Raw genomic sequence first — 18,571 nt, forward strand, 5'->3', positions numbered from 1 at the left:
AAAGATGAAAACAATAATTTTAAGAACAGCCTCTACTTACCTTTTGCCGGTATTGCTGTTGTTTTCAATATTTATACTTCTAAGGGGTCATTATTCCCCAGGAGGTGGATTTGTAGGCGGATTAATAGCTTCTATTGCTTTTGTATTACATTCATTTGCTAGAGGCTTAGATAATACAAAAGATTTACTTAAAATACACCCGGGATTTTTAATGCCTGTAGGTCTAGCACTGGCCTTTTTGGCTGGTGTCACTCCTGTGATATTTTTCGATCAGCCATATATGACTGGATTATGGTATCCAGAACACTTACCTGTTTTAGGGTCTTTAGGTACCGCTTTGTTTTTTGACCTTGGTGTTTACTTGGTTGTTGTTGGCGTAACCTTAACTATAATTTTTACAATTTCAGAATCTGCTTAAACTATGGAAATACTTTTAGCGATAATGATCGGAGTTTTATACGCAGCAGGTATCTACATGATTCTACGTAGAAGTTTAGTGAAGTTAATTCTCGGAATTATTATTTTAGGTAATGGTGCAAATTTGCTCATTTTTCTACTTGGAAGAGTAGTAAAGGGAAGCCCTCCAATTATTCCTGCAGATTCCGATGTATTCCAATCTGTATACGCAGATCCTGTTCCACAAGCACTTATATTAACCGCAATTGTAATTAGTTTTGGATTGCAGTCTTTTGCTATTATTTTAATAAAAAGAGCTTTTAAGGTAGTAAAAACAGACGATTTAGATGAAATGAACGCAATAGATAAAGATTCATGACACAACAGTTAGTATTATATCCACTATTGCTTCAAATGTTTCTAAGCATCCTTTTGATGTTTTGTTGGAGAAAAATTTCATGGCAACGTGTAATCAGCATTGTTGGAAGCATCATTAATGTTGGGGTTTCTATCTGGTTATTTAGTTATATCTGGGAAAATGGAACTCAAATTGTAATGGCAGGGAACTGGAAACCTCCATTTGGAATTATATTTGTGGCAGATACACTTTCGGCTACACTAGTATTACTTACTGCAATTTCAGGACTTGCTGTATCCAGTTTCTCCTCGGCTTCCGTAGTTGCTGCACGTTTAAAATTTGGGTACTTTCCAATCTTTCATTTTCTGCTTTTAGGATTAAATGGAGCTTTTTTAACTGGAGATATATTCAACTTATATGTATGGTTTGAGATTATAATAATTTCCTCCTTTGTTCTAATTACTCTTGGGGGCGAAAAAGCACAATTAGAAGGTTCAGTAAAATATTTCACACTTAATATTTTGGCTTCCATGATCTTCCTTACTGCTATTGCAGTATTATATGGTCTTACAGGATCACTAAATATGGCAGATCTTGCTTTAAAAGTTGCAGCCATAGAGAACAGAGGTTTGGTTGAGATCACTGCGATACTATTTCTGGTCGCATTCGGCATCAAAGCAGCTGTATTCCCGCTTTATTTCTGGTTGCCAGACTCCTATCATACCCCGCCATCAGCAGTTGCTGCAATATTTGGAGGCTTACTAACTAAAGTTGGTGTCTATGCCCTAATTAGGGTGTTTACTTTAATATTTGTGGGGGATCATTTTATAGAAAATATTATTCTCATTATGGCCGTACTCACGCTGTTTAGTGGTGGTCTTGGAGCTTTGGTTCAGAATAATTTAAGAAAGGTGTTCTCCTATCTTATCATCTGTCATATTGGTTATATGATTGCAGGTTTAGGATTATTTACAGAAGTGGCTATAGCTGGAACGATATTCTATTTAATTCATGACATTATTGTAAAAACAAACCTTTTTATGGTTAGTGGATTGATATTTAGAATAAGAGGAACTAATAGCATTAGGAACTTAGGAGGATTGTATGCAGATTTTCCAAAGTTGAGTTTATTAATTGCGATCCCATTATTTTCATTGGTAGGAATTCCTCCTTTATCTGGATTCTGGCCAAAAATTTCATTGATAATTGCAGGATTCGAATCTGAAAGATGGTGGGTGGTAGCAGCGATTATTTTTGCAAGTTTAATTACACTTATAGTAATTGCGAAGGTTTGGGCAAGTGTGGTTTGGAAAGAAAAGAAAGAACTTCCTGTAAGATTGAATTTTAGATATTTTGATAAACTTAAAACCATCAGAAAGGCTCAAATGATTGCGCCTATGATATTTTTATCATTGGTATCTTTGTATATTGGATTTGGAGCTGAACATATACAACAAGTATCTTCTAGAGTCGCTGGAGAACTAATAGATAATGAGCAATATATTGAAGCGGTATTGGGAAAAGAGCAAATTATAGATCATGAAGAATAGATTTTTATCCAACATAATATTAATGGGTATTTGGGTAGCTCTTACGGGAGATTTCACCTTTGCCAATTATATATTTGGGTTTGCTTTTAGTTTTTTCACGATGAGAATGATCACCACAGGTTCAGGAAACGCAAAGTATTTCAAGATCTTGCCAAAAGTGCTTGCATTTATTTTCTTCTTTCTATATGAACTTATTAAGGCAAATGTGCAGGTAGCTTATGAAGTTATGACGCCTCACTACAACATGAGTCCGGGAATTGTGAAAATTCCGCTTTCAGCAAAAACAAATGTAGAGATCACACTTCTTGCTAATATGATAACTCTTACTCCCGGGACTTTAAGTCTGGATGTTTCAGATGATCGAAAGGTACTATATGTGCATTCTATGTATATAACCTCAAGAGAGAAATTTATAGATAGTATTAAGAACGGATTTGAAAAACGTATACTAGAGATATTAAGATGACATTACACGAGTTTATATTTTATATCGTAATTCCTATTCTATCGCTTTCGGTATTACTAATTATGTATAGGTTTTTAAAGGGTCCGAGTATTGTTGACAGGATCATAGCCTTAGATTTAATTATTACAACAGGAATTGGGTTTATTGGCGGTTACAGTATACTCACCAACAGACCATCTTTTTTAGATGTTGCAATGATCTTGGCTCTTATCGCATTTTTAGGTACTGTTGCATTTTCGTATTATATTCAAAAAAGAAACAAAAAATGACAGATATTTTAGTAGCAATATTTTCATTCTCCGGAGCTATTTTTATTCTGTTAGCAAGTATTGGGCTTATAAGAATGCCAGATTCTTACCTAAGAATATCTGTAACTACTAAAGCCGCTACCTTGGGGGTCGGTCTATTGCTTATAGCAGCTGCAATCCATTTTCAGGATTTTTCTATTACTACAAGAGTTTTAGCTATAATTCTTTTTATTCTCCTCACTGCCCCCATAAGTGGGCATTTAATTGGAAGAGCTAGTTATTTTTCTGGAGTAAAATTATGGAAACACTCTATAATGGACGATATGGAAGGGAAATATAATAAAGCAACTCAGGAATTAAAGAGTGAAGATGTTGAGGAATTAAAGAAGCGCGAAAAGAACGAAAAGGCCTTGGTTAAAAAAAAGCCTCTTAAATAATTTTTTTTCTTCTGAAGAATTTATAACAAAACACAACATTGAATAGTTTATTGTGAGAATCTCTAAACAAATCACTATCTACTTCAAATATTATAGATTTCTGAATGTTGTAATTTAGGTCGATGCAAAAATTCCCTTTAAAATTAGAGAAAAGCCTTGAAAACAGAAGGCATCAAAATGCTTTTAGAGAATTGGGATCTTCCAATAATTTATTAGATTTTGCGTCTAACGACTATTTGGGGTTTGCATTAAATCCTGAATTGTTTTCTAGGGCTCAGAGAATTTTGGAAGAATCCAAACTGCTTCAAAATGGTGCTACAGGCTCTAGATTACTTTCTGGGAATCATAAATTATATCCAATATCAGAAAAGCAAATCGCAGAATTTCACAATACCAAAGCTGCATTGATATTTAATTCTGGATACGATGCTAATATTGGTTTTTTCTCTGCCATTCCTCAAAGGGGGGATCTCATCCTTTATGATGAATTAGTGCATGCCTCTATCCGGGATGGGATTAAAATGAGCAATGCAAAAGCTTATAAATTCCGTCACAATGATCTTGAAGATCTTAAAAAAAGATTGAGTCTAGTTACTACAGAAGCAAATGCCGAAATATACGTAGTCACAGAATCTGTATTTTCTATGGATGGGGATAGTCCAGATCTAAAAGCTTTTTCAAATTTCGCAGAAGAAGAGGGTCTTCATATGGTAATAGATGAAGCCCATGCAGTAGGTGTTTTTGGCAAGAAAGGTAAAGGTCTAGTTCAGGCTTTAGGATTGGAGAAAATGGTTTTTGCTAGAATTATCACTTTTGGAAAAGCACTTGGAGTTCACGGCGCAGCAATTTTAGGAAGTGAATTACTGGCTCAGTATTTAGTGAATTTTTGCAGAAGTTTTATTTATACTACGGCGTTATCGCCACATTCAGTAGCTTCAATCCATGCAGCCTATCAATGTTTAGAGCAATTGGACGCTTCTAAAAATTCAGAATTAAAAAAACTTCAAGAAAATATCATATTTTTTAGATCTGAAATAGAAAGACTTAATCTTCAGCAGTACTTTATAAATAGCAATTCTGCGATACACTGTTGTATAGTTTCTGGGAATAATGAGGTTAAAAATATCGCGCATCAAATTCAAAATAAAGGTTTCAGTGTTAAACCTATTTTAAGTCCCACAATTACAAAGGGTAAAGAAAGGCTTCGGTTTTGTTTGCATAGTTGTAATTCAAAAGAGGAGATAAAGGATGTTCTTGAACTATTGGCTACTTTTATAAAATGAAAGAAACCTTTTCTAAAATAGCGGTATTTCAATACTCTTCAGAAGCTCAAATAATCAAATCTAGATTAGAGGCTGAAGGTATAGAGGTTTTTTTATACGACCAGTTTACGGTAGATACAGATCCTTTGGTGAGTAATGCAATTGGAGGAGTAAAACTAAAGGTTTGGCAAGAAGATGAAGATAAGGCCATGATAATCTTAAGATCTATCAGCGACTATTCTTTAGATAATAATGGGCATGAAATAGAATGTCCAGTTTGTGGTAGTCCAAAAGTGGAACTTTTCACCAATGTTAGAGGATTAAAATCTATGTTCTTTTTTCTTTTCTCATTTTTAACGACTGCTTTACCAATCTACACACGCTACGAATACAGGTGTGAAACCTGTAAACAAAAATTTAATTTAGATGAATAATACTTATTTTATAACTGGCATTGGGACAGATGTTGGTAAAACTATTACCGCTGCCATTATAACGGAATCTTTAAAGGCAGATTACTGGAAGCCAATTCAGGCTGGAGACTTGGAAAATAGTGATTCAAAAAAGGTTGAAAAGCTCATTTCTAATGATGAAACATTTTTCTATCCTGAAGGAGTAAAATTAAATTCTCCTATGAGTCCTCATGCAGCAGCAGAAATAGATGGAATTAATTTAATAGGGAAGAAGTTAAAGCGTCCAAAAACATCTAAACATCTTGTTATTGAAGGTGCTGGAGGATTATTAGTTCCAATAAATTTAAAAGAAACCATTGCAGATATTATGCTGCCTACAGATAAGATTATTCTTGTATCCAGACATTACTTAGGAAGTATCAATCATACTTTGCTTACTATTGAAGTTTTAAAAAGTAAAGGATTGAGCATTGCAGGAATCATTTTTAATGGAGATGAAAATGAGAGTACAGAAAAAGTAATTCTGGAAATGACAGGTATTAAATTTATTGGAAGAATTGATATCGAGCCTTATTTCGACCGAAATGTGATTAAGGAATATGCTAGTATTTTTCACGAAAATCTAAAGTCTCTTTAAAAATATAATATCCCTAAGTATTAAGAAATGACATTATCTGAAAGAGACAAAAAGCACCTTTGGCACCCTTTAACTCAGCATAAAACTTCTCCAGATACTCTGGCGATCGTGAAGGCTAAAGGAGTGAAATTATGGGATGAGAACGGGAAAGTATACATAGACGGGATTTCCAGTTGGTATACTGCTATGTACGGGCATTGTAATCCTTTTATTACCAATAAAGTTGCCGCGCAAATGCAGAAATTAGATCAGGTTGTATTTAGCGGATTTACCCATGAACCAGCGATCCAGCTTTCTGAAGAGTTAATTAAGATCTTACCTCCAAATCAAGAAAAGTTATTTTTTAGCGACAATGGCTCTACTTCTACAGAAATTGGGATCAAGATGGCCTTGCAATATCACTTTAACCTTGGTAACGATAGAAAAGTGATGCTGGCTTTTGAAGAAGGATTCCATGGAGATACGTTTGGGGCAATGTCAGTTTCTGGACTTTCAGTTTATAACGGGGCTTTTGAAGATCATTTTTTGGAAGTTGTTCGTATTCCTACTCCTAATGGTGAGAATAATAAAGAAGTTCTTCAGTTGTTAGACAATTTAATGAAAGTGAATGGCATTGCAGGATTTATATATGAACCACTTGTTCAAGGTGCCGCTGGAATGAAAATGCATGATGTAGAAGGATTAAATGATATCTTAAAAATTTGCCGAGAACATGAAATAATTACTGTTGCAGATGAAGTGATGACAGGTTTTGGTAAAACCGGAAAGAATTTCGCTTCAGAATATATGGACGAGCAGCCAGATATAATTTGCATGTCTAAAGCACTTACTGCAGGTTTGCTTCCCATGGCGATCACTTCTTGTTCTATGAATATCTATAAGGCTTTTTACGATAATGATATTGCAAAAGGTTTGTTTCATGGCCACACCTATACAGCAAATCCACTGTCTTGTACTGCTGCCTTGGCGGGTATAGAATTATTGAATTCAGAAGAAATTCAACAAAACATACAGAAAGTAATTCAAGCGCATTCTTGCTTTTTAGAAAAAATCAAAGATCATCCAAAAGTTACAAATCCGCGTCAGTTGGGTGTTATTCTTGCTTTTGAATTAATTGTGGAAATGGAGCGCTACGGTAATTTAAGAAATAAACTCTTTCAGCATTTTATGGGCAATGGAGTTTTTCTAAGGCCACTTGGCAATACCATATATATCTTGGCGCCTTATGTGATCTCGCAAGAAGAATTGCAAAAAGTGTATGATTCTATAATTTCTGCATTAGAGATATTTTAACTAATTTTTGAAATATATAAGCGATAATTATAGCTAATTTCGGTTAGTTATAATCGCTATATGATACATCCAGATACAGAAGTTAGATTTATTAGTGAAGAGATTGGTTACGGAATCGTAGCCACAAAGCTTATTCCTGAAGGCACGATCACGTGGGTTCAAGATGAGTTGGATCAAGTTTATACTCCGCTGCAGGTGGCAAAAATGCTGGCTTTTACTCAGGAGATGATAGATAAATTCAGCTTCAGGAATAATAAAGGAAACTATGTGTTGTGCTGGGATACTGCAAAATATGTAAATCACAGTTTTAATTCAAACTGTATTTCCACAGCATACGATTTTGAAATTGCTATTCGAGACATTCAACCTGGAGAAGAGTTAACAGATGATTATGGATATTTAAATGTGTCTGCTGCATTTAAAGCGAAGGATGAAGGAACTTACAGAACTACGGTATATCCAGATGACCTCTTGAATTTTCATAAAGATTGGGATGCTAAATTGGAACCTTCTTTTAAACGGATTACTCAAATTCCACAACCTTTAGAATCTTTATTGCCTCAAAGAGTTCAAATAATTATAAGGCAAATATTTAGAGGTGAAAAAAAGTTAGATTCTATATTGAAACTTTATTATTCTGAAAAAGTGAAGTAAAATTATGCGTAAGATTTTTCACCAATTTTAAGATAATAAACTAACAGAAATCTTTTCTAGGCCTTATTTTTGCTGAAAATTATATCAATTGAAACATCCTGTTTATATAAATTCTATCTCTTCTATATCTCCTCTAGGAACTTCACGAGAAGAAATTTGGAATAATTATAAAACTAATCAGCATTTTATTGAAAAACACGATTTTACTGGTAGGGAAGCTTTCGCAGCTAGGCTTTCATCAAAACAAACGGCAGAAATAGAGGATTTAAGAAATTCTGAATCCAGATTTAAAGGCCTAGATAAATCTGTGTTATATTCCATTTTTTCGGCTAGAATGGCACTTAAAGAAGCAGGCTGGGACAAAGGTGATTCTATTGGGATAAATATTGGAAGCTCCCGAGGTGCAACTCAGCTTTTCGAGAAACATCACGCAGAATTTATAAAGAAAGGGAAAGTAGAAGTCTTGGCATCTCCAAGTACCACTTTAGGAAATGTTTCCTCTTGGGTGGCGCAAGATTTAAGGGTGTCTGGCCCAGATATTTCACATAGTGTAACTTGTTCTACAGGCTTACATGCTGTTTTAAACGGCGTGGTTTGGCTTCAATCTGGTTTTGCAAATAAGTTTATGGTTGGCGGGAGTGAAGCTGCCTTAACCCCTTTTACGATCGCACAGATGAAAGCGATGAAGATCTATGCTACAAAAGATCTAAAATATCCTTGCCAGGCTTTAAATATGGAAAAAGATCACAATTCTATGGTACTGGGCGAGGCGGCAGGAGTGGCTTGTATTTCCAATAATGCTGAGAAAAGTATTGCCAAGATTACGGGGATTGGATATGCTACAGAAGAATTGAAACATTCGGTATCTATTTCAGCAAATGGAAAATGTTTTCAAAAGTCTATGAAAATGGCAATTGGAGATTTAGCAATGAGCGAGATTGATGCTGTGGTAATGCATGCGCCAGGAACTATTAAAGGCGATGAAGCAGAAATAAATGCAATAAAAGCAATTTTCGGAAATGAGCTTCCGGCCTTAACTTCTAATAAATGGAAGATAGGCCATACTTTTGGAGCCTCAGGGATATTGAGTATGGAGTTGGCTATTTTAATGCTTCAGCAGAATGAGTTTATACCGGTTCCATTTTCAGCAATAAGTAAAGCACCAAAAAAGTTAGAAAATATACTGGTAAATGCTGTCGGTTTTGGTGGGAATGCTGTTTCTATATTATTATCGAAAATTAAATAGCGATCAATAGAAAAAATTTAATTTTTAGAAGGGTGTCAGGTTGAGCGGAATCGAAACCTCCTTTTTAAACTAAGAGTTCTCGACTACGCTCGAACAGACAAGACCAGATGTTTTAACAACCGAAAATTAAATAGAATAAACAATAAACGTAATGAGTATTTATCTACTCACCTTTAAAAATTAATATATTCTGGCTTCTGGCTGGTTTCAACATAAAACTTTTATAAGTAAATATCCAAGAAAGCTTAGTTTTAGCTATTTTTGAATTCAAATACAATTTCATGACAATCAAACACGACTGGACCAAGGAAGAAATTCTTGAAATATATAACAAACCCTTTATGGATCTTCTTTACGAAGCAGCTTCTATACATAGAGAAAATCATGATCCAAATGTAGTTCAGGTTTCTACATTACTTTCCATTAAGACAGGAGGATGTCCAGAAGATTGTGGCTATTGCCCACAAGCTGCAAGATATCATACAGATATTGAAGGAAACGATCTTATGAGTGTGAATCAAGTGAAAGCACAAGCATTAAGAGCAAAAGCATCAGGAAGTTCTAGAGTTTGTATGGGTGCAGCATGGAGAAATGTAAAGGACGGAGAAGAATTTGATTCGGTTTTAGAAATGGTGAGAACCATTAATAAACTGGATATGGAAGTGTGTTGTACTTTAGGTATGATCACCGAAAATCAGGCACAGCGTTTAGCTGAAGCTGGTTTATATGCATATAATCATAATTTAGATTCTTCAGAAGAATATTATAAAGAAGTGATTTCTACTAGAGGTTATCAAGATAGACTGGATACTATTGGAAACGTTAGAAAAACCAATGTTACGGTTTGTAGTGGTGGAATTATTGGAATGGGTGAGTCTAATGACGATCGTGCCGGGATGTTAGTTGCTTTGTCAACCTTAAGCCCGCAGCCCGAATCTGTGCCAATAAATGCACTTGTGCCGGTTGAAGGAACTCCATTGGAAGAACAAGCGCCGGTTTCTATTTGGGATATGGTAAGAATGGTTGCTACAACTAGAATTGTAATGCCAGAAACTCAAGTAAGACTTTCTGCTGGAAGGACTCAAATGAGTAGAGAAGGACAAGCAATGTGCTTCTTTGCGGGTGCTAATTCCATTTTTGCAGGAGATAAATTATTAACTACTCCAAACCCAGATGTTGGTGAGGATATGGAGATGTTTAAAGCTTTAGGTCTTCTACCGCAAAAGCCATTCGTTAAAAAATCACAACCAGAAAGTGTGGCAGCTACCGAGTCTAAATACCAAAATCTAGGAGAAAAGCCTAAATGGTCTAGACCGGGTCATAAAATTGAAAGAAACCTCGAAGCTCAGGGTAAATCTAAAACCAGTTTATAATATCGTTTAATTTCTTTAGAATGTGCATCTCAACTTAAAACCCATACCACGCATTAAAGTAATAGATAAAGAAACTTTTTTAAAGGAGTATTTTATTCCGCAGCAACCTGTGGTAATGGAGAATTTAAGTGAAGATTGGCCTGCTTCAAAGAAATGGGATTTTGAATATTTCCGAAGAAAAGCTGGAGAGATTGTTGTATCACTTTATGACGGAACTCCGGCTAAAGGAAACGAAAAAAGTCATAAGCCTGCTAAGAAAATCAAGATGTCCGAATATATTGACATTTTAGAGGCTGGCCCAACAGATCTTAGGATGTTCTTTTTTAATTTGCTTCAGAATTGTCCAGAGCTATTAAAAGATTTTAAGTATCCAGAAATCGGAGTGAAGTTCTTTAAAAAACTACCTGTTTTATTTGTTGGAGGGGAGGGTGCAAAGGTTTTAATGCATTATGATATGGATCTTGCTAACAATTTTCATTTCAATTTTGCCGGAACTAAGAAGTTTATACTTTATCCGCCTTCAGAAACAAAATATCTTTACAAAGTTCCTTATTCTATTGTGAGCATGGAATCTATAGATATGGATAATCCAGATTTTGAAAAGTATCCTGCTTTGGCAAAAGCGAAAGGATTTGAAGTAGTTTTAAAACATGGAGACACCTTATTTATTCCAAGTAAGTGGTGGCATTTTGTAAAATATGAAACCCCTTGCTTATCTTTAACGCTTAGATCTTTACCATCGAGTCCTAAAAAAATATTAGAAGTTCTTTCTAATGTGATTTTAATTAGAAATTACGACAACTTAATGCGTAAGCTTAAAGGACAAAGTTGGATTGATTATAAAAATAGAAAAGCAATTGTGAATACCCAAAATAATGCAGGAATTTGACGATGAAAGGATGAAAGAAAGATTGCAATTAGCTGAAATCCCTAGGGTAGAGAATATTTCTAAGGCAGATTTTGTAGAGCAGTATGTAAAACCGCAAAAACCTGTGGTGATCGAGCATTTAATCGAAGATTGGCCAGCTTATAAAAAATGGTCGTTGGAATATATAGATGAAGTTGCTGGAGATAAAATAGTGCCGTTATATGATGATAGGCCAATTAGCTCTGAGTATAAATTCAATGAACCACATCTAACGATGAAAATGAGCGAGTATATCGCTTTGTTAAAATCTAAGCCTACAACGTATAGGATCTTTCTTTATCATTTAATGAAAGAAGTTCCTGTTTTACAGAACGATTTTAAATTTCCAGACATGGGACTTCGATTTTTGAAGCAACTACCTATGTTGTTTTTTGGAGGTGAAAACTCGAAGGTATTTATGCATTATGACATAGATTTTGCTAACATTCTCCATTTTCATTTCCACGGTAAAAAGCAATGCATCCTGTACCCTCCTTCACAGAGCAAGTATCTTTATAAAGTACCGCACGCTTTGATCTCTAGAGAGGATATAGATTATACAGATCCCGATTTTCAAAAGTTTCCTGCTTTAAAGGAAGCCCAGGGATATATTACCAACCTTAAGCATGGTGAAACTTTGTACATGCCAGAAGGCTATTGGCACCAAATGACCTATTTAACTCCTGGCTTCTCGATGAGTTTGAGAGCGACTTCAAGAAATATAACTAATTTTTCTAAGGCCGTTTATAACCTTGCATTTATGCGCTATTTTGACAATTATATGCGCAAATTACGAGGACAAAAGTGGATAGATTATAAAAACGAGCAGGCCATGATTAAAACTCATAAAAAGAATAATATTAAAACTTAAACTCTTCCAGAACCTCTATTATAATAGGAAATTCGTAGCCCTTTTGATGTAAAAAAGAAATCAATTTTTGTTTCTTTTTAAAGGAATTTGATTCTATTATAAGTGGAAATTTCTTCTCTGCTAGTTCTTTTAATGTCGAATAGTAATCTGAAGGATCTATCTCTGTAAATGCGATTTTTATAAGCGGTGCAGAGATCTCACGCTGTTTTAATTCTTGTTTTATTTTAATTCTTCCCCATTTTTTAATTCTGAATTTTCCACGCACAAAACTACAGGCAAAGCGTTCTTCGTTTAAAAAATTTTCCCGCATTAACTGGATCGTGATCTGTTCACAAGCTTCAGGGATCATCCTCATTTCCCTTAATTTTTCTTCAACTTCCTTTTGAGATCGATCACGGTAAGCACAAAACTGCATTAGCTTTATGGTAGCTTCTTTTATGGTATAGGATTTTTCGGAGGCGTTTGGCTTCATAGGAAGTAAAGGTAGAAATTCCTTTAAAAAATATTGGATTTTAATATTAGAAGTTAACTTAATAAGACTGTTGAAGAAGTAAAATCTTAAATATTACTATTTACTACAAAAGGATATTTAATACTTTATATTTGAAAATGATTCGGTTATTATTTCTCATTTTATTCATGCTATTTGCAAAGCCTTCTTTCTCGCAATTAGGATTTTGTGAAGGCAGTAAAGGCGATCCTATATTTCAAGAGAATTTTGGGAGTGGAACGGGTTACGGCTCCCCTTTGCCATTGGGAATTACCAGTTATAATTTTGTAACTCAAGATCCTCAGGATGGGGAATATACAGTTTCTACCGTTGTTGGTCGCCAGATTACCTCTTGGCATTCTTATTTCCCAAGTACAACACTTTCTGGCGGAAGAGCCTTAATTGTTAATGCTGGCTTTACTTCTGGACAATTTTATAAGACTAATATTTCAGGTCTTTGCGAAAATACTACCTATGAGTTTTCGGCTTATCTTATGAATATTTATAATTCTACAAGTGGTGCTTGTCCTAATGGTGATATTCCAGTTAATGTAAAATTTCAAATTTGGGATGAAACCGACACTGAACTTTTAAAAGAAGGAAGTACCGCTGCCATTACTGCATCTTCAAATCCTAAATGGGAACAATTTGCTTTGACTTTTAAAAGTGAAGCAGGACAAAATAAAGTTATTTTAAAGATTTTTAATAATGGAGAAGGTGGCTGCGGAAATGATCTTGCCATAGATGATATTATATTTAGGTCTTGTGGAGACCTAACTCGTATCAACACAAACGGAGCAACAAATGCTGGTCTAATAATTTGTGAGGAAGATTCTCCTATCACTAAAACCTTAGTTGCTACTCCAGATAATTCTGTATATCAAACCCACGCATATCAATGGCAAAAAAGTGTAAATGAGGAAGATTGGGTGAATATTCCTGGTGCAACTCAAAGTGAATACACAGTTGCAATGCTTTATAGCTCTAATTATTATAGAATTAAAGTGGCAGAAGATGTTGTTAATTTAAACAATAATCTTTGTAGTTCTTTTTCTGAATCCTTTTTTATTGAGATCATACAAAAGCCAGATGCCCCTATAAGTCAAGGGGATAAAACTATCTGTGCTGGAAGTGTGATTCCAATTTTAGAAGTTATAAGCATAGAAAATGTGAGTATCAATTGGTATAATGAGTCTGTTAATGGAAATTTATTACTCGAGAATTCTTTTAAATATCAACCTGAAACTGCAGGTGTTTTTTATGCTGAAGCAATAAATTCAGAATATGATTGCGAGCCGAGTACAAGAACACCAATTAGACTTATTATTAATGAGATTCCACTACTGGAAGACGAAGAGCTTCAACTTTGTCCAGATTCTGCCTTAGTATTAGATGCAAAAGTTGAAGGTTATACATATAGTTGGTCTACCGGAGAAAGCACCCAATCAATAAACATTGTTCAATCTGGTACTTATTCTGTAGAGGTAATCACAGATCAATCGTGTTCTTCAACTAAAACCTTTACAGTTGTCCCTGTAGATAATGCTGAAATATTAAGTGTTCAATCTGATGAAAATTCTATTTTAATTACTCCAACCAATACTGGTGCTTTCGAATACTCTCTTGATGGTATCAACTTTCAGACTTCAAATATGTTTTTAAATGTTAGAAGTGGAATATATACTGCTTTTATGCGTGATCTTAGCAGGTGTAAAACTGTTTCGATAGAATTCCCTCACATTGTTGTCTCCAAAATGATTTCACCCAACGGGGACGGTTATAATGATTCATTTAGTCTGAAAGGATTGGAATTTTTTCCTTCTTCAGAAATAATGATTTTTGATAGATATGGGAAGTTAATGATATCTGGTGATGGAGTTGATTTTTCATGGAACGGTACTCAAGGCGGTGTTAGTTTACCAGCTTCAGATTATTGGTATCATATAAAAATTAAAGGCTATGCAACTCTTACAGGTCATTTTTCATTGATGAGATGATAAGTTCTTTAAATTTTAGACATAAAAAAACCGCCTATCAAATAAATGATAGACGGTTTTCAAAATTTTAGTCTAAAACTTCCCCGTTTTTGTCGTGAAAGTGATATTCCATGTACGTGTAAGCGTCTCTTGGTAAAATTTTTACCCAGCGCTTATGGTCAAAAAACCATTGGGAGCGGGGTGATGGAAAGCCTCTTGTTAAAAAGGCTGCAATAAATGGATGCGCACTTAAGGTGATCTTTTTATGATTCTTCTTGATCAGCCTTTCTAAGTCGGTTTTAATTTTATCAATAACTATAATAGGAGCCTCAATCTCTCCTACTCCGTTCGGGTTTTCTTCACGGGTCTTGATGTTAGTTTCCGGCCTAACGCGTTGTCTTGTAATTTGTATTAACCCAAATTTACTTGGGGGTAATATTTTGTGTTTAGCACGATCATCGCTCATTTCTTCGCGTAAATGATCAAATAGTGCTTTTCTGTTTTCGGCCTTATTCATGTCTATAAAGTCAACCACAATAATTCCACCCATATCACGCAAACGTAATTGTCGGGCTATTTCTGTGGCGCTTATAAGGTTCACTTCTAAGGCGGTCTCTTCCTGGTTTTTAGCTTTATTGGAACGATTTCCACTATTCACATCTATAACGTGCATAGCTTCTGTATGTTCAATAATCAGGTAAGCTCCTTTGCTCATCGATACGGTGCGACCAAAGGAAGTTTTTATTTGTCTTTCGATACCGAATTTTTCAAAAATTGGAACATTGGACTGATACAGCTTAACTATAGATTCTTTATTTGTAGCAATTTCTGCCACATAATCTTTTAGTTGGCTATAAAGCTCTTCGTCATCTACCATAATAGAGGTAAAAGAATCGTTAAAGATATCTCTCAAAATGGAGGATGCCCTATTTAATTCTCCCAATACTTTGGAGGGGTGCGGTGCTTTATATAGCTTTTTACACATAGCTGTCCAGCGACTCATTAAATTTTGGAGATCTCTGTCTAGCTCTGCTACTTTTTTGCCTTCTGCTACGGTTCTAACAATTACACCAAAGCCTTTCGGCTTAATGCTTTTTACCAATCTTTTAAGGCGGTCTTTTTCTTCTTTGCTTTCAATTTTTTGAGAAACTGAAACTCTATTAGAAAAAGGCACCAACACAATATAACGTCCCGGTAAAGAAAGCTCTGAGCTTATTCTGGGACCTTTTGTGGAGATTGGTTCTTTCATTACTTGAACCAGTAACGACTGATTTGATTTTAAGACTTCAGCTACACTGCCGTCTTTATCAATATCATTTTCAAAAGTTAAATTCTGTAAAGAATAATCTTTTAATTTACCTGTGCTTACACGTTTTACGAATTTCAACAAAGTGAGGACTTGAGGTCCAAGATCATGATAGTGTAAAAAACCATCCTTTGTATAGCCAACATTTACAAATGCGGCATTTAATCCTGGAACAGCTTTCCTGATTTTGGCAATAAAAATATCACCTACAGCAAAGTTGCTATCGTCTTCTTCTTTGTTTAATTCGACTAGTTTTCCATCTTTAATTAAGGCAAAATCTATAGCAGAGGAACCTGATCTAATAATCAACTCTTTGTCCACTCTTTTAGATTTTTATCCCGGAAATCGGGATGGATTAAACAATAAATTTTCACAGGGTTTTTAAGCCTGAAGAAACCAGAATTTAAAGGGTATTCAAATTCGGTTTCAATTTCAAAGAACGTCTTTTACTAAAAAAAGTAGTGAGAACACTACTTTTTCTTATGGCGGTTAGCTCTACTTCTCTTTTTACGCTTGTGAGTAGCTACCTTATGTCTTTTTCTTTTTTTACCACTTGGCATAGTGTACTTTTTTTAAATTAATAATTATATACTTTCAAACTCCCTATTACAGGAATTATTCCTTTACTTCAACATTAGTCTTAACACCATCTACAAAAATACGAGCAGGTTTAAATGCTGGGATATTGTGTGCAGGGATTTTAATTGTAGTATTCTTAGAGATGTTTCTTCCAGTTTTTTCAGCTCTTGTCTTAATAACAAAACTTCCAAATCCTCTTAAGTAAACATTGTCTCCACTTTCTAAAGAAGTCTTTACTTCTTCCATAAATGTTTCAACAGTAGCTTGTACATCACCTTTTTCCATTCCTAACTTTTCGGAAATCTTCGCTACGATATCTGCTTTCGTCATTTTCGTACTATTTAAAATTATAATTGGGGTTCTTAATTTTCAAGGGGGCAAATATAAGAATTAAATCTCCAATATTTCAATCCTAATTCATTAAATAGTAACCAAATAAAGAATTATTATTGCAGCCAAACAATGACATTAATGATTTTTCATAAAATACTGATTAATTGGTACTTAGGCAATAAAAGAGATTTGCCATGGAGGAATACTAATGATCCTTATCGTATTTGGTTAAGCGAAATCATGCTACAGCAAACAAGAATTGAGCAAGGTTTACCATATTATATGAGCTTTACAAGCTCGTTTCCAACAGTTTTTGATCTTGCAAACGCCTCTCAAGACGAGGTTCTTAAGCTCTGGCAAGGTCTGGGGTATTATTCCAGAGCTAGAAATTTACATGAAACTGCAAAATTTGTGGCCTATGAACTAGAAGGTGTATTTCCAAAGAACTACAAGGATCTTTTGAAATTAAAGGGAATTGGAGATTATACGGCAAGTGCAATTTCTTCTATTTGTTATAATGAAGTTGCTCCTGTGGTAGATGGTAATGTATACCGGGTTTTGGCTAGATATTTTGATATTGATACTCCTATTAATAGTTCTGCTGGTATCAAAGAGTTTAAAGCCTTGGCTGCCGAGCTTATAGATGAAAAGAATCCTGCTACTTACAATCAGGCGATCATGGATTTTGGTGCTTTGCAATGTAAACCTCAGAATCCTCTTTGTGAAACTTGTCCGCTTTCTGATAGTTGTTTGGCTTTGAAAAACAATAAAATAGCGCTACTTCCTGTAAAGCTGAAGAAAGCAAAGGTTAAAAAGCGATACTTTAATTATATGGTTTTCCTTTCCGATGAAAATAAAACTCTTTTAGAGCAAAGGATAGGGAAAGGAATCTGGGAGGGATTGTATCAGTTTCCTTTATTGGAATCTACATCTTTAATAGATGCTGAAGCATTACTGGCAGAATCTAGCGTTTTCCTTGAAGGAGAAGGATTTGATCCGAAAATAACTTTATATAATGACACTCCTATAATTCATAAACTATCTCATCAGCATATTTATACACGATTTTGGATCGTAGAGAATACTAAATTAGGTGACATTGGAATTCCGTTGACCAAAATTAAAGAATATCCTGTTCCAGTTTTAATCGCCAATTTTATTAATGAGTTTGAGCTAAGTGAATATTAAATTCGGTTTTAATCATACTTGTTGGGAATATTGAAATTAATAAGAGGTAATACTGAATAAATTTCTTTATTTTTAAATTATATATTTTGCTAAATTTTAAATAAAACATAATGACGGGTACACTTAATAAAGTAATGTTAATTGGGCATACAGGGGACGATGTAAAAATGCATTATTTTGAAGGAGGAGGAGCAATTGGACGTTTTCCGTTAGCTACTAATGAGGTTTACACGAACAAATCTACCGGACAGAGAGTAGAGAATACCGAATGGCACAATATAGTTGTGAGAAATAAGGCAGCAGAAATCTGCGAGAAATACCTTAAAAAAGGAGATAAAGTTTATGTGGAAGGTAGATTGAAAAGCAGAAAATGGACAGATGATAAGGGAATTGAGCGTTATTCAGTTGAAATTCAATGTACAGATTTTACATTTTTGACTCCTAAAAACGAAACTACTCCAAATACGGCACAAAATTCCGCTTCAGCAAAACCAGTTTCCAATACTAAAAATGATACTTTTGCCAATCAAAATCAGGGCAATGAGGAAGAAGATGATTTACCTTTCTAAGTCTAACTAAAACATAAGC

Annotated in this window: 21 protein-coding genes; 18 read left to right on the forward strand and 3 right to left on the reverse strand. The window is 34.6% G+C overall.

Features of this window, described 5'->3' with window-relative positions; genetic code table 11:
* The first annotated feature begins 4 nt into the window (after positions 1–4).
* The 15 genes from I130_RS01830 (at position 5) to I130_RS01900 (ending at position 12,111) form a co-directional block, all read left to right on the forward strand.
* Positions 5–418: a Na+/H+ antiporter subunit B gene (locus I130_RS01830; RefSeq protein WP_034918329.1), complete on the forward strand. Its 414-nt coding sequence runs from the start codon at positions 5–7 to the stop codon at positions 416–418.
* Positions 419–421: 3 nt separating this feature from the next.
* Positions 422–775, forward strand: a complete 354-nt coding sequence (locus I130_RS01835; RefSeq protein ID WP_034918332.1) for a Na+/H+ antiporter subunit C — start codon at positions 422–424, stop codon at positions 773–775.
* Positions 772–2,304 carry a proton-conducting transporter membrane subunit gene (locus tag I130_RS01840; protein ID WP_034918335.1) on the forward strand — a complete coding sequence of 511 codons (1,533 nt, stop codon included), beginning with the start codon at positions 772–774 and terminating at the stop codon, positions 2,302–2,304. The genes I130_RS01835 and I130_RS01840 overlap by 4 nt, the downstream gene beginning before the upstream one ends.
* Positions 2,294–2,770: a Na+/H+ antiporter subunit E gene (locus I130_RS01845; protein ID WP_034918337.1), complete on the forward strand. Its 477-nt coding sequence runs from the start codon at positions 2,294–2,296 to the stop codon at positions 2,768–2,770. The genes I130_RS01840 and I130_RS01845 overlap by 11 nt, the downstream gene beginning before the upstream one ends.
* Positions 2,767–3,039, forward strand: a complete 273-nt coding sequence (locus I130_RS01850) for a cation:proton antiporter (protein ID WP_034918339.1) — start codon at positions 2,767–2,769, stop codon at positions 3,037–3,039. The genes I130_RS01845 and I130_RS01850 overlap by 4 nt, the downstream gene beginning before the upstream one ends.
* Positions 3,036–3,455 (forward strand): monovalent cation/H(+) antiporter subunit G, encoded by a 420-nt coding sequence (gene mnhG / locus I130_RS01855; RefSeq protein ID WP_034918343.1) that lies wholly within the window; start codon positions 3,036–3,038, stop codon positions 3,453–3,455. Before I130_RS01850 ends, mnhG begins: the two co-directional genes overlap by 4 nt.
* Before the next feature lie 122 nt (positions 3,456–3,577).
* A complete protein-coding gene (locus I130_RS01860; protein WP_034918346.1) occupies positions 3,578–4,738 on the forward strand; it encodes an aminotransferase class I/II-fold pyridoxal phosphate-dependent enzyme in 1,161 nt (386 codons plus the stop codon).
* Positions 4,735–5,151: a DUF2007 domain-containing protein gene (locus I130_RS01865; RefSeq protein ID WP_034918350.1), complete on the forward strand. Its 417-nt coding sequence runs from the start codon at positions 4,735–4,737 to the stop codon at positions 5,149–5,151. The genes I130_RS01860 and I130_RS01865 overlap by 4 nt, the downstream gene beginning before the upstream one ends.
* The gene (gene bioD, locus I130_RS01870; RefSeq protein ID WP_034918354.1) at positions 5,144–5,767 is read left to right on the forward strand and encodes a dethiobiotin synthase; all 624 of its coding nucleotides are present in this window, start codon (positions 5,144–5,146) and stop codon (positions 5,765–5,767) included. The genes I130_RS01865 and bioD overlap by 8 nt, the downstream gene beginning before the upstream one ends.
* A 27-nt stretch (positions 5,768–5,794) precedes the next feature.
* Entirely contained in the window at positions 5,795–7,060 is a 1,266-nt protein-coding gene (gene bioA / locus I130_RS01875) for an adenosylmethionine--8-amino-7-oxononanoate transaminase (RefSeq protein WP_034918358.1), read from the forward strand.
* 60 nt (positions 7,061–7,120) lie between these two features.
* Complete coding sequence (locus tag I130_RS01880) at positions 7,121–7,714, forward strand: SET domain-containing protein (protein ID WP_034918362.1); 594 nt, start codon at positions 7,121–7,123, stop codon at positions 7,712–7,714.
* 88 nt (positions 7,715–7,802) lie between these two features.
* A complete protein-coding gene (locus I130_RS01885) occupies positions 7,803–8,960 on the forward strand; it encodes a beta-ketoacyl synthase N-terminal-like domain-containing protein (protein ID WP_034918365.1) in 1,158 nt (385 codons plus the stop codon).
* A 281-nt stretch (positions 8,961–9,241) separates the two neighbouring features.
* Positions 9,242–10,333 (forward strand): biotin synthase BioB, encoded by a 1,092-nt coding sequence (bioB, locus tag I130_RS01890; protein ID WP_034918369.1) that lies wholly within the window; start codon positions 9,242–9,244, stop codon positions 10,331–10,333.
* A gap of 22 nt (positions 10,334–10,355) precedes the next feature.
* Positions 10,356–11,222: a cupin-like domain-containing protein gene (locus I130_RS01895; RefSeq protein ID WP_034918374.1), complete on the forward strand. Its 867-nt coding sequence runs from the start codon at positions 10,356–10,358 to the stop codon at positions 11,220–11,222.
* Positions 11,209–12,111 carry a cupin-like domain-containing protein gene (locus tag I130_RS01900; protein WP_232224007.1) on the forward strand — a complete coding sequence of 301 codons (903 nt, stop codon included), beginning with the start codon at positions 11,209–11,211 and terminating at the stop codon, positions 12,109–12,111. The genes I130_RS01895 and I130_RS01900 overlap by 14 nt, the downstream gene beginning before the upstream one ends.
* On the opposite strand, the gene I130_RS01905 is transcribed toward I130_RS01900, so the two are convergent.
* On the reverse strand, positions 12,101–12,583 hold the full coding sequence (locus I130_RS01905) for a regulatory protein RecX (RefSeq protein ID WP_034918377.1): 483 nt from the start codon (positions 12,581–12,583) through the stop codon (positions 12,101–12,103). The genes I130_RS01900 and I130_RS01905 overlap by 11 nt on opposite strands.
* A 137-nt stretch (positions 12,584–12,720) precedes the next feature.
* Between I130_RS01905 and I130_RS01910 the strand changes: the two genes are divergently transcribed.
* Complete coding sequence (locus I130_RS01910) at positions 12,721–14,598, forward strand: T9SS type B sorting domain-containing protein (protein ID WP_034918381.1); 1,878 nt, start codon at positions 12,721–12,723, stop codon at positions 14,596–14,598.
* A gap of 67 nt (positions 14,599–14,665) precedes the next feature.
* On the opposite strand, the gene I130_RS01915 is transcribed toward I130_RS01910, so the two are convergent.
* Together I130_RS01915 and I130_RS01920 are read right to left on the reverse strand one after the other, a co-directional pair.
* On the reverse strand, positions 14,666–16,204 hold the full coding sequence (locus tag I130_RS01915) for a ribonuclease E/G (RefSeq protein WP_034918385.1): 1,539 nt from the start codon (positions 16,202–16,204) through the stop codon (positions 14,666–14,668).
* 294 nt (positions 16,205–16,498) lie between these two features.
* Positions 16,499–16,810 (reverse strand): HU family DNA-binding protein, encoded by a 312-nt coding sequence (locus I130_RS01920; RefSeq protein ID WP_262489267.1) that lies wholly within the window; start codon positions 16,808–16,810, stop codon positions 16,499–16,501.
* 123 nt (positions 16,811–16,933) lie between these two features.
* On the opposite strand from I130_RS01920, the gene mutY reads away from it, so the two are divergent.
* Both mutY and I130_RS01930 read left to right on the forward strand, forming a co-directional pair.
* Entirely contained in the window at positions 16,934–17,983 is a 1,050-nt protein-coding gene (gene mutY, locus I130_RS01925) for an A/G-specific adenine glycosylase (RefSeq protein ID WP_034918389.1), read from the forward strand.
* Positions 17,984–18,093: 110 nt separating this feature from the next.
* The gene (locus I130_RS01930) at positions 18,094–18,552 is read left to right on the forward strand and encodes a single-stranded DNA-binding protein (RefSeq protein WP_034918391.1); all 459 of its coding nucleotides are present in this window, start codon (positions 18,094–18,096) and stop codon (positions 18,550–18,552) included.
* Positions 18,553–18,571: the final 19 nt, after the last annotated feature.

It is taken from the genome of Gillisia sp. CAL575 (genome assembly GCF_000403785.1).
Classification (GTDB): domain Bacteria; phylum Bacteroidota; class Bacteroidia; order Flavobacteriales; family Flavobacteriaceae; genus Gillisia.

What these genes read in the sequence shown, in the direction of transcription:
- I130_RS01830 (WP_034918329.1), top strand. Translation starts at nt 5, where the DNA reads ATGAAAACAATAATTTTAAGAACAGCCTCTACTTACCTTTTGCCGGTA.
- I130_RS01835 (WP_034918332.1), top strand. Translation starts at nt 422, where the DNA reads ATGGAAATACTTTTAGCGATAATGATCGGAGTTTTATACGCAGCAGGT.
- I130_RS01840 (WP_034918335.1), top strand. Translation starts at nt 772, where the DNA reads ATGACACAACAGTTAGTATTATATCCACTATTGCTTCAAATGTTTCTA.
- I130_RS01845 (WP_034918337.1), top strand. Translation starts at nt 2,294, where the DNA reads ATGAAGAATAGATTTTTATCCAACATAATATTAATGGGTATTTGGGTA.
- I130_RS01850 (WP_034918339.1), top strand. Translation starts at nt 2,767, where the DNA reads ATGACATTACACGAGTTTATATTTTATATCGTAATTCCTATTCTATCG.
- mnhG (WP_034918343.1), top strand. Translation starts at nt 3,036, where the DNA reads ATGACAGATATTTTAGTAGCAATATTTTCATTCTCCGGAGCTATTTTT.
- I130_RS01860 (WP_034918346.1), top strand. Translation starts at nt 3,578, where the DNA reads ATGCAAAAATTCCCTTTAAAATTAGAGAAAAGCCTTGAAAACAGAAGG.
- I130_RS01865 (WP_034918350.1), top strand. Translation starts at nt 4,735, where the DNA reads ATGAAAGAAACCTTTTCTAAAATAGCGGTATTTCAATACTCTTCAGAA.
- bioD (WP_034918354.1), top strand. Translation starts at nt 5,144, where the DNA reads ATGAATAATACTTATTTTATAACTGGCATTGGGACAGATGTTGGTAAA.
- bioA (WP_034918358.1), top strand. Translation starts at nt 5,795, where the DNA reads ATGACATTATCTGAAAGAGACAAAAAGCACCTTTGGCACCCTTTAACT.
- I130_RS01880 (WP_034918362.1), top strand. Translation starts at nt 7,121, where the DNA reads ATGATACATCCAGATACAGAAGTTAGATTTATTAGTGAAGAGATTGGT.
- bioB (WP_034918369.1), top strand. Translation starts at nt 9,242, where the DNA reads ATGACAATCAAACACGACTGGACCAAGGAAGAAATTCTTGAAATATAT.
- I130_RS01900 (WP_232224007.1), top strand. Translation starts at nt 11,209, where the DNA reads ATGCAGGAATTTGACGATGAAAGGATGAAAGAAAGATTGCAATTAGCT.
- I130_RS01905 (WP_034918377.1), bottom strand. Translation starts at nt 12,583, where the DNA reads ATGAAGCCAAACGCCTCCGAAAAATCCTATACCATAAAAGAAGCTACC.
- I130_RS01910 (WP_034918381.1), top strand. Translation starts at nt 12,721, where the DNA reads ATGATTCGGTTATTATTTCTCATTTTATTCATGCTATTTGCAAAGCCT.
- mutY (WP_034918389.1), top strand. Translation starts at nt 16,934, where the DNA reads ATGATTTTTCATAAAATACTGATTAATTGGTACTTAGGCAATAAAAGA.
- I130_RS01930 (WP_034918391.1), top strand. Translation starts at nt 18,094, where the DNA reads ATGACGGGTACACTTAATAAAGTAATGTTAATTGGGCATACAGGGGAC.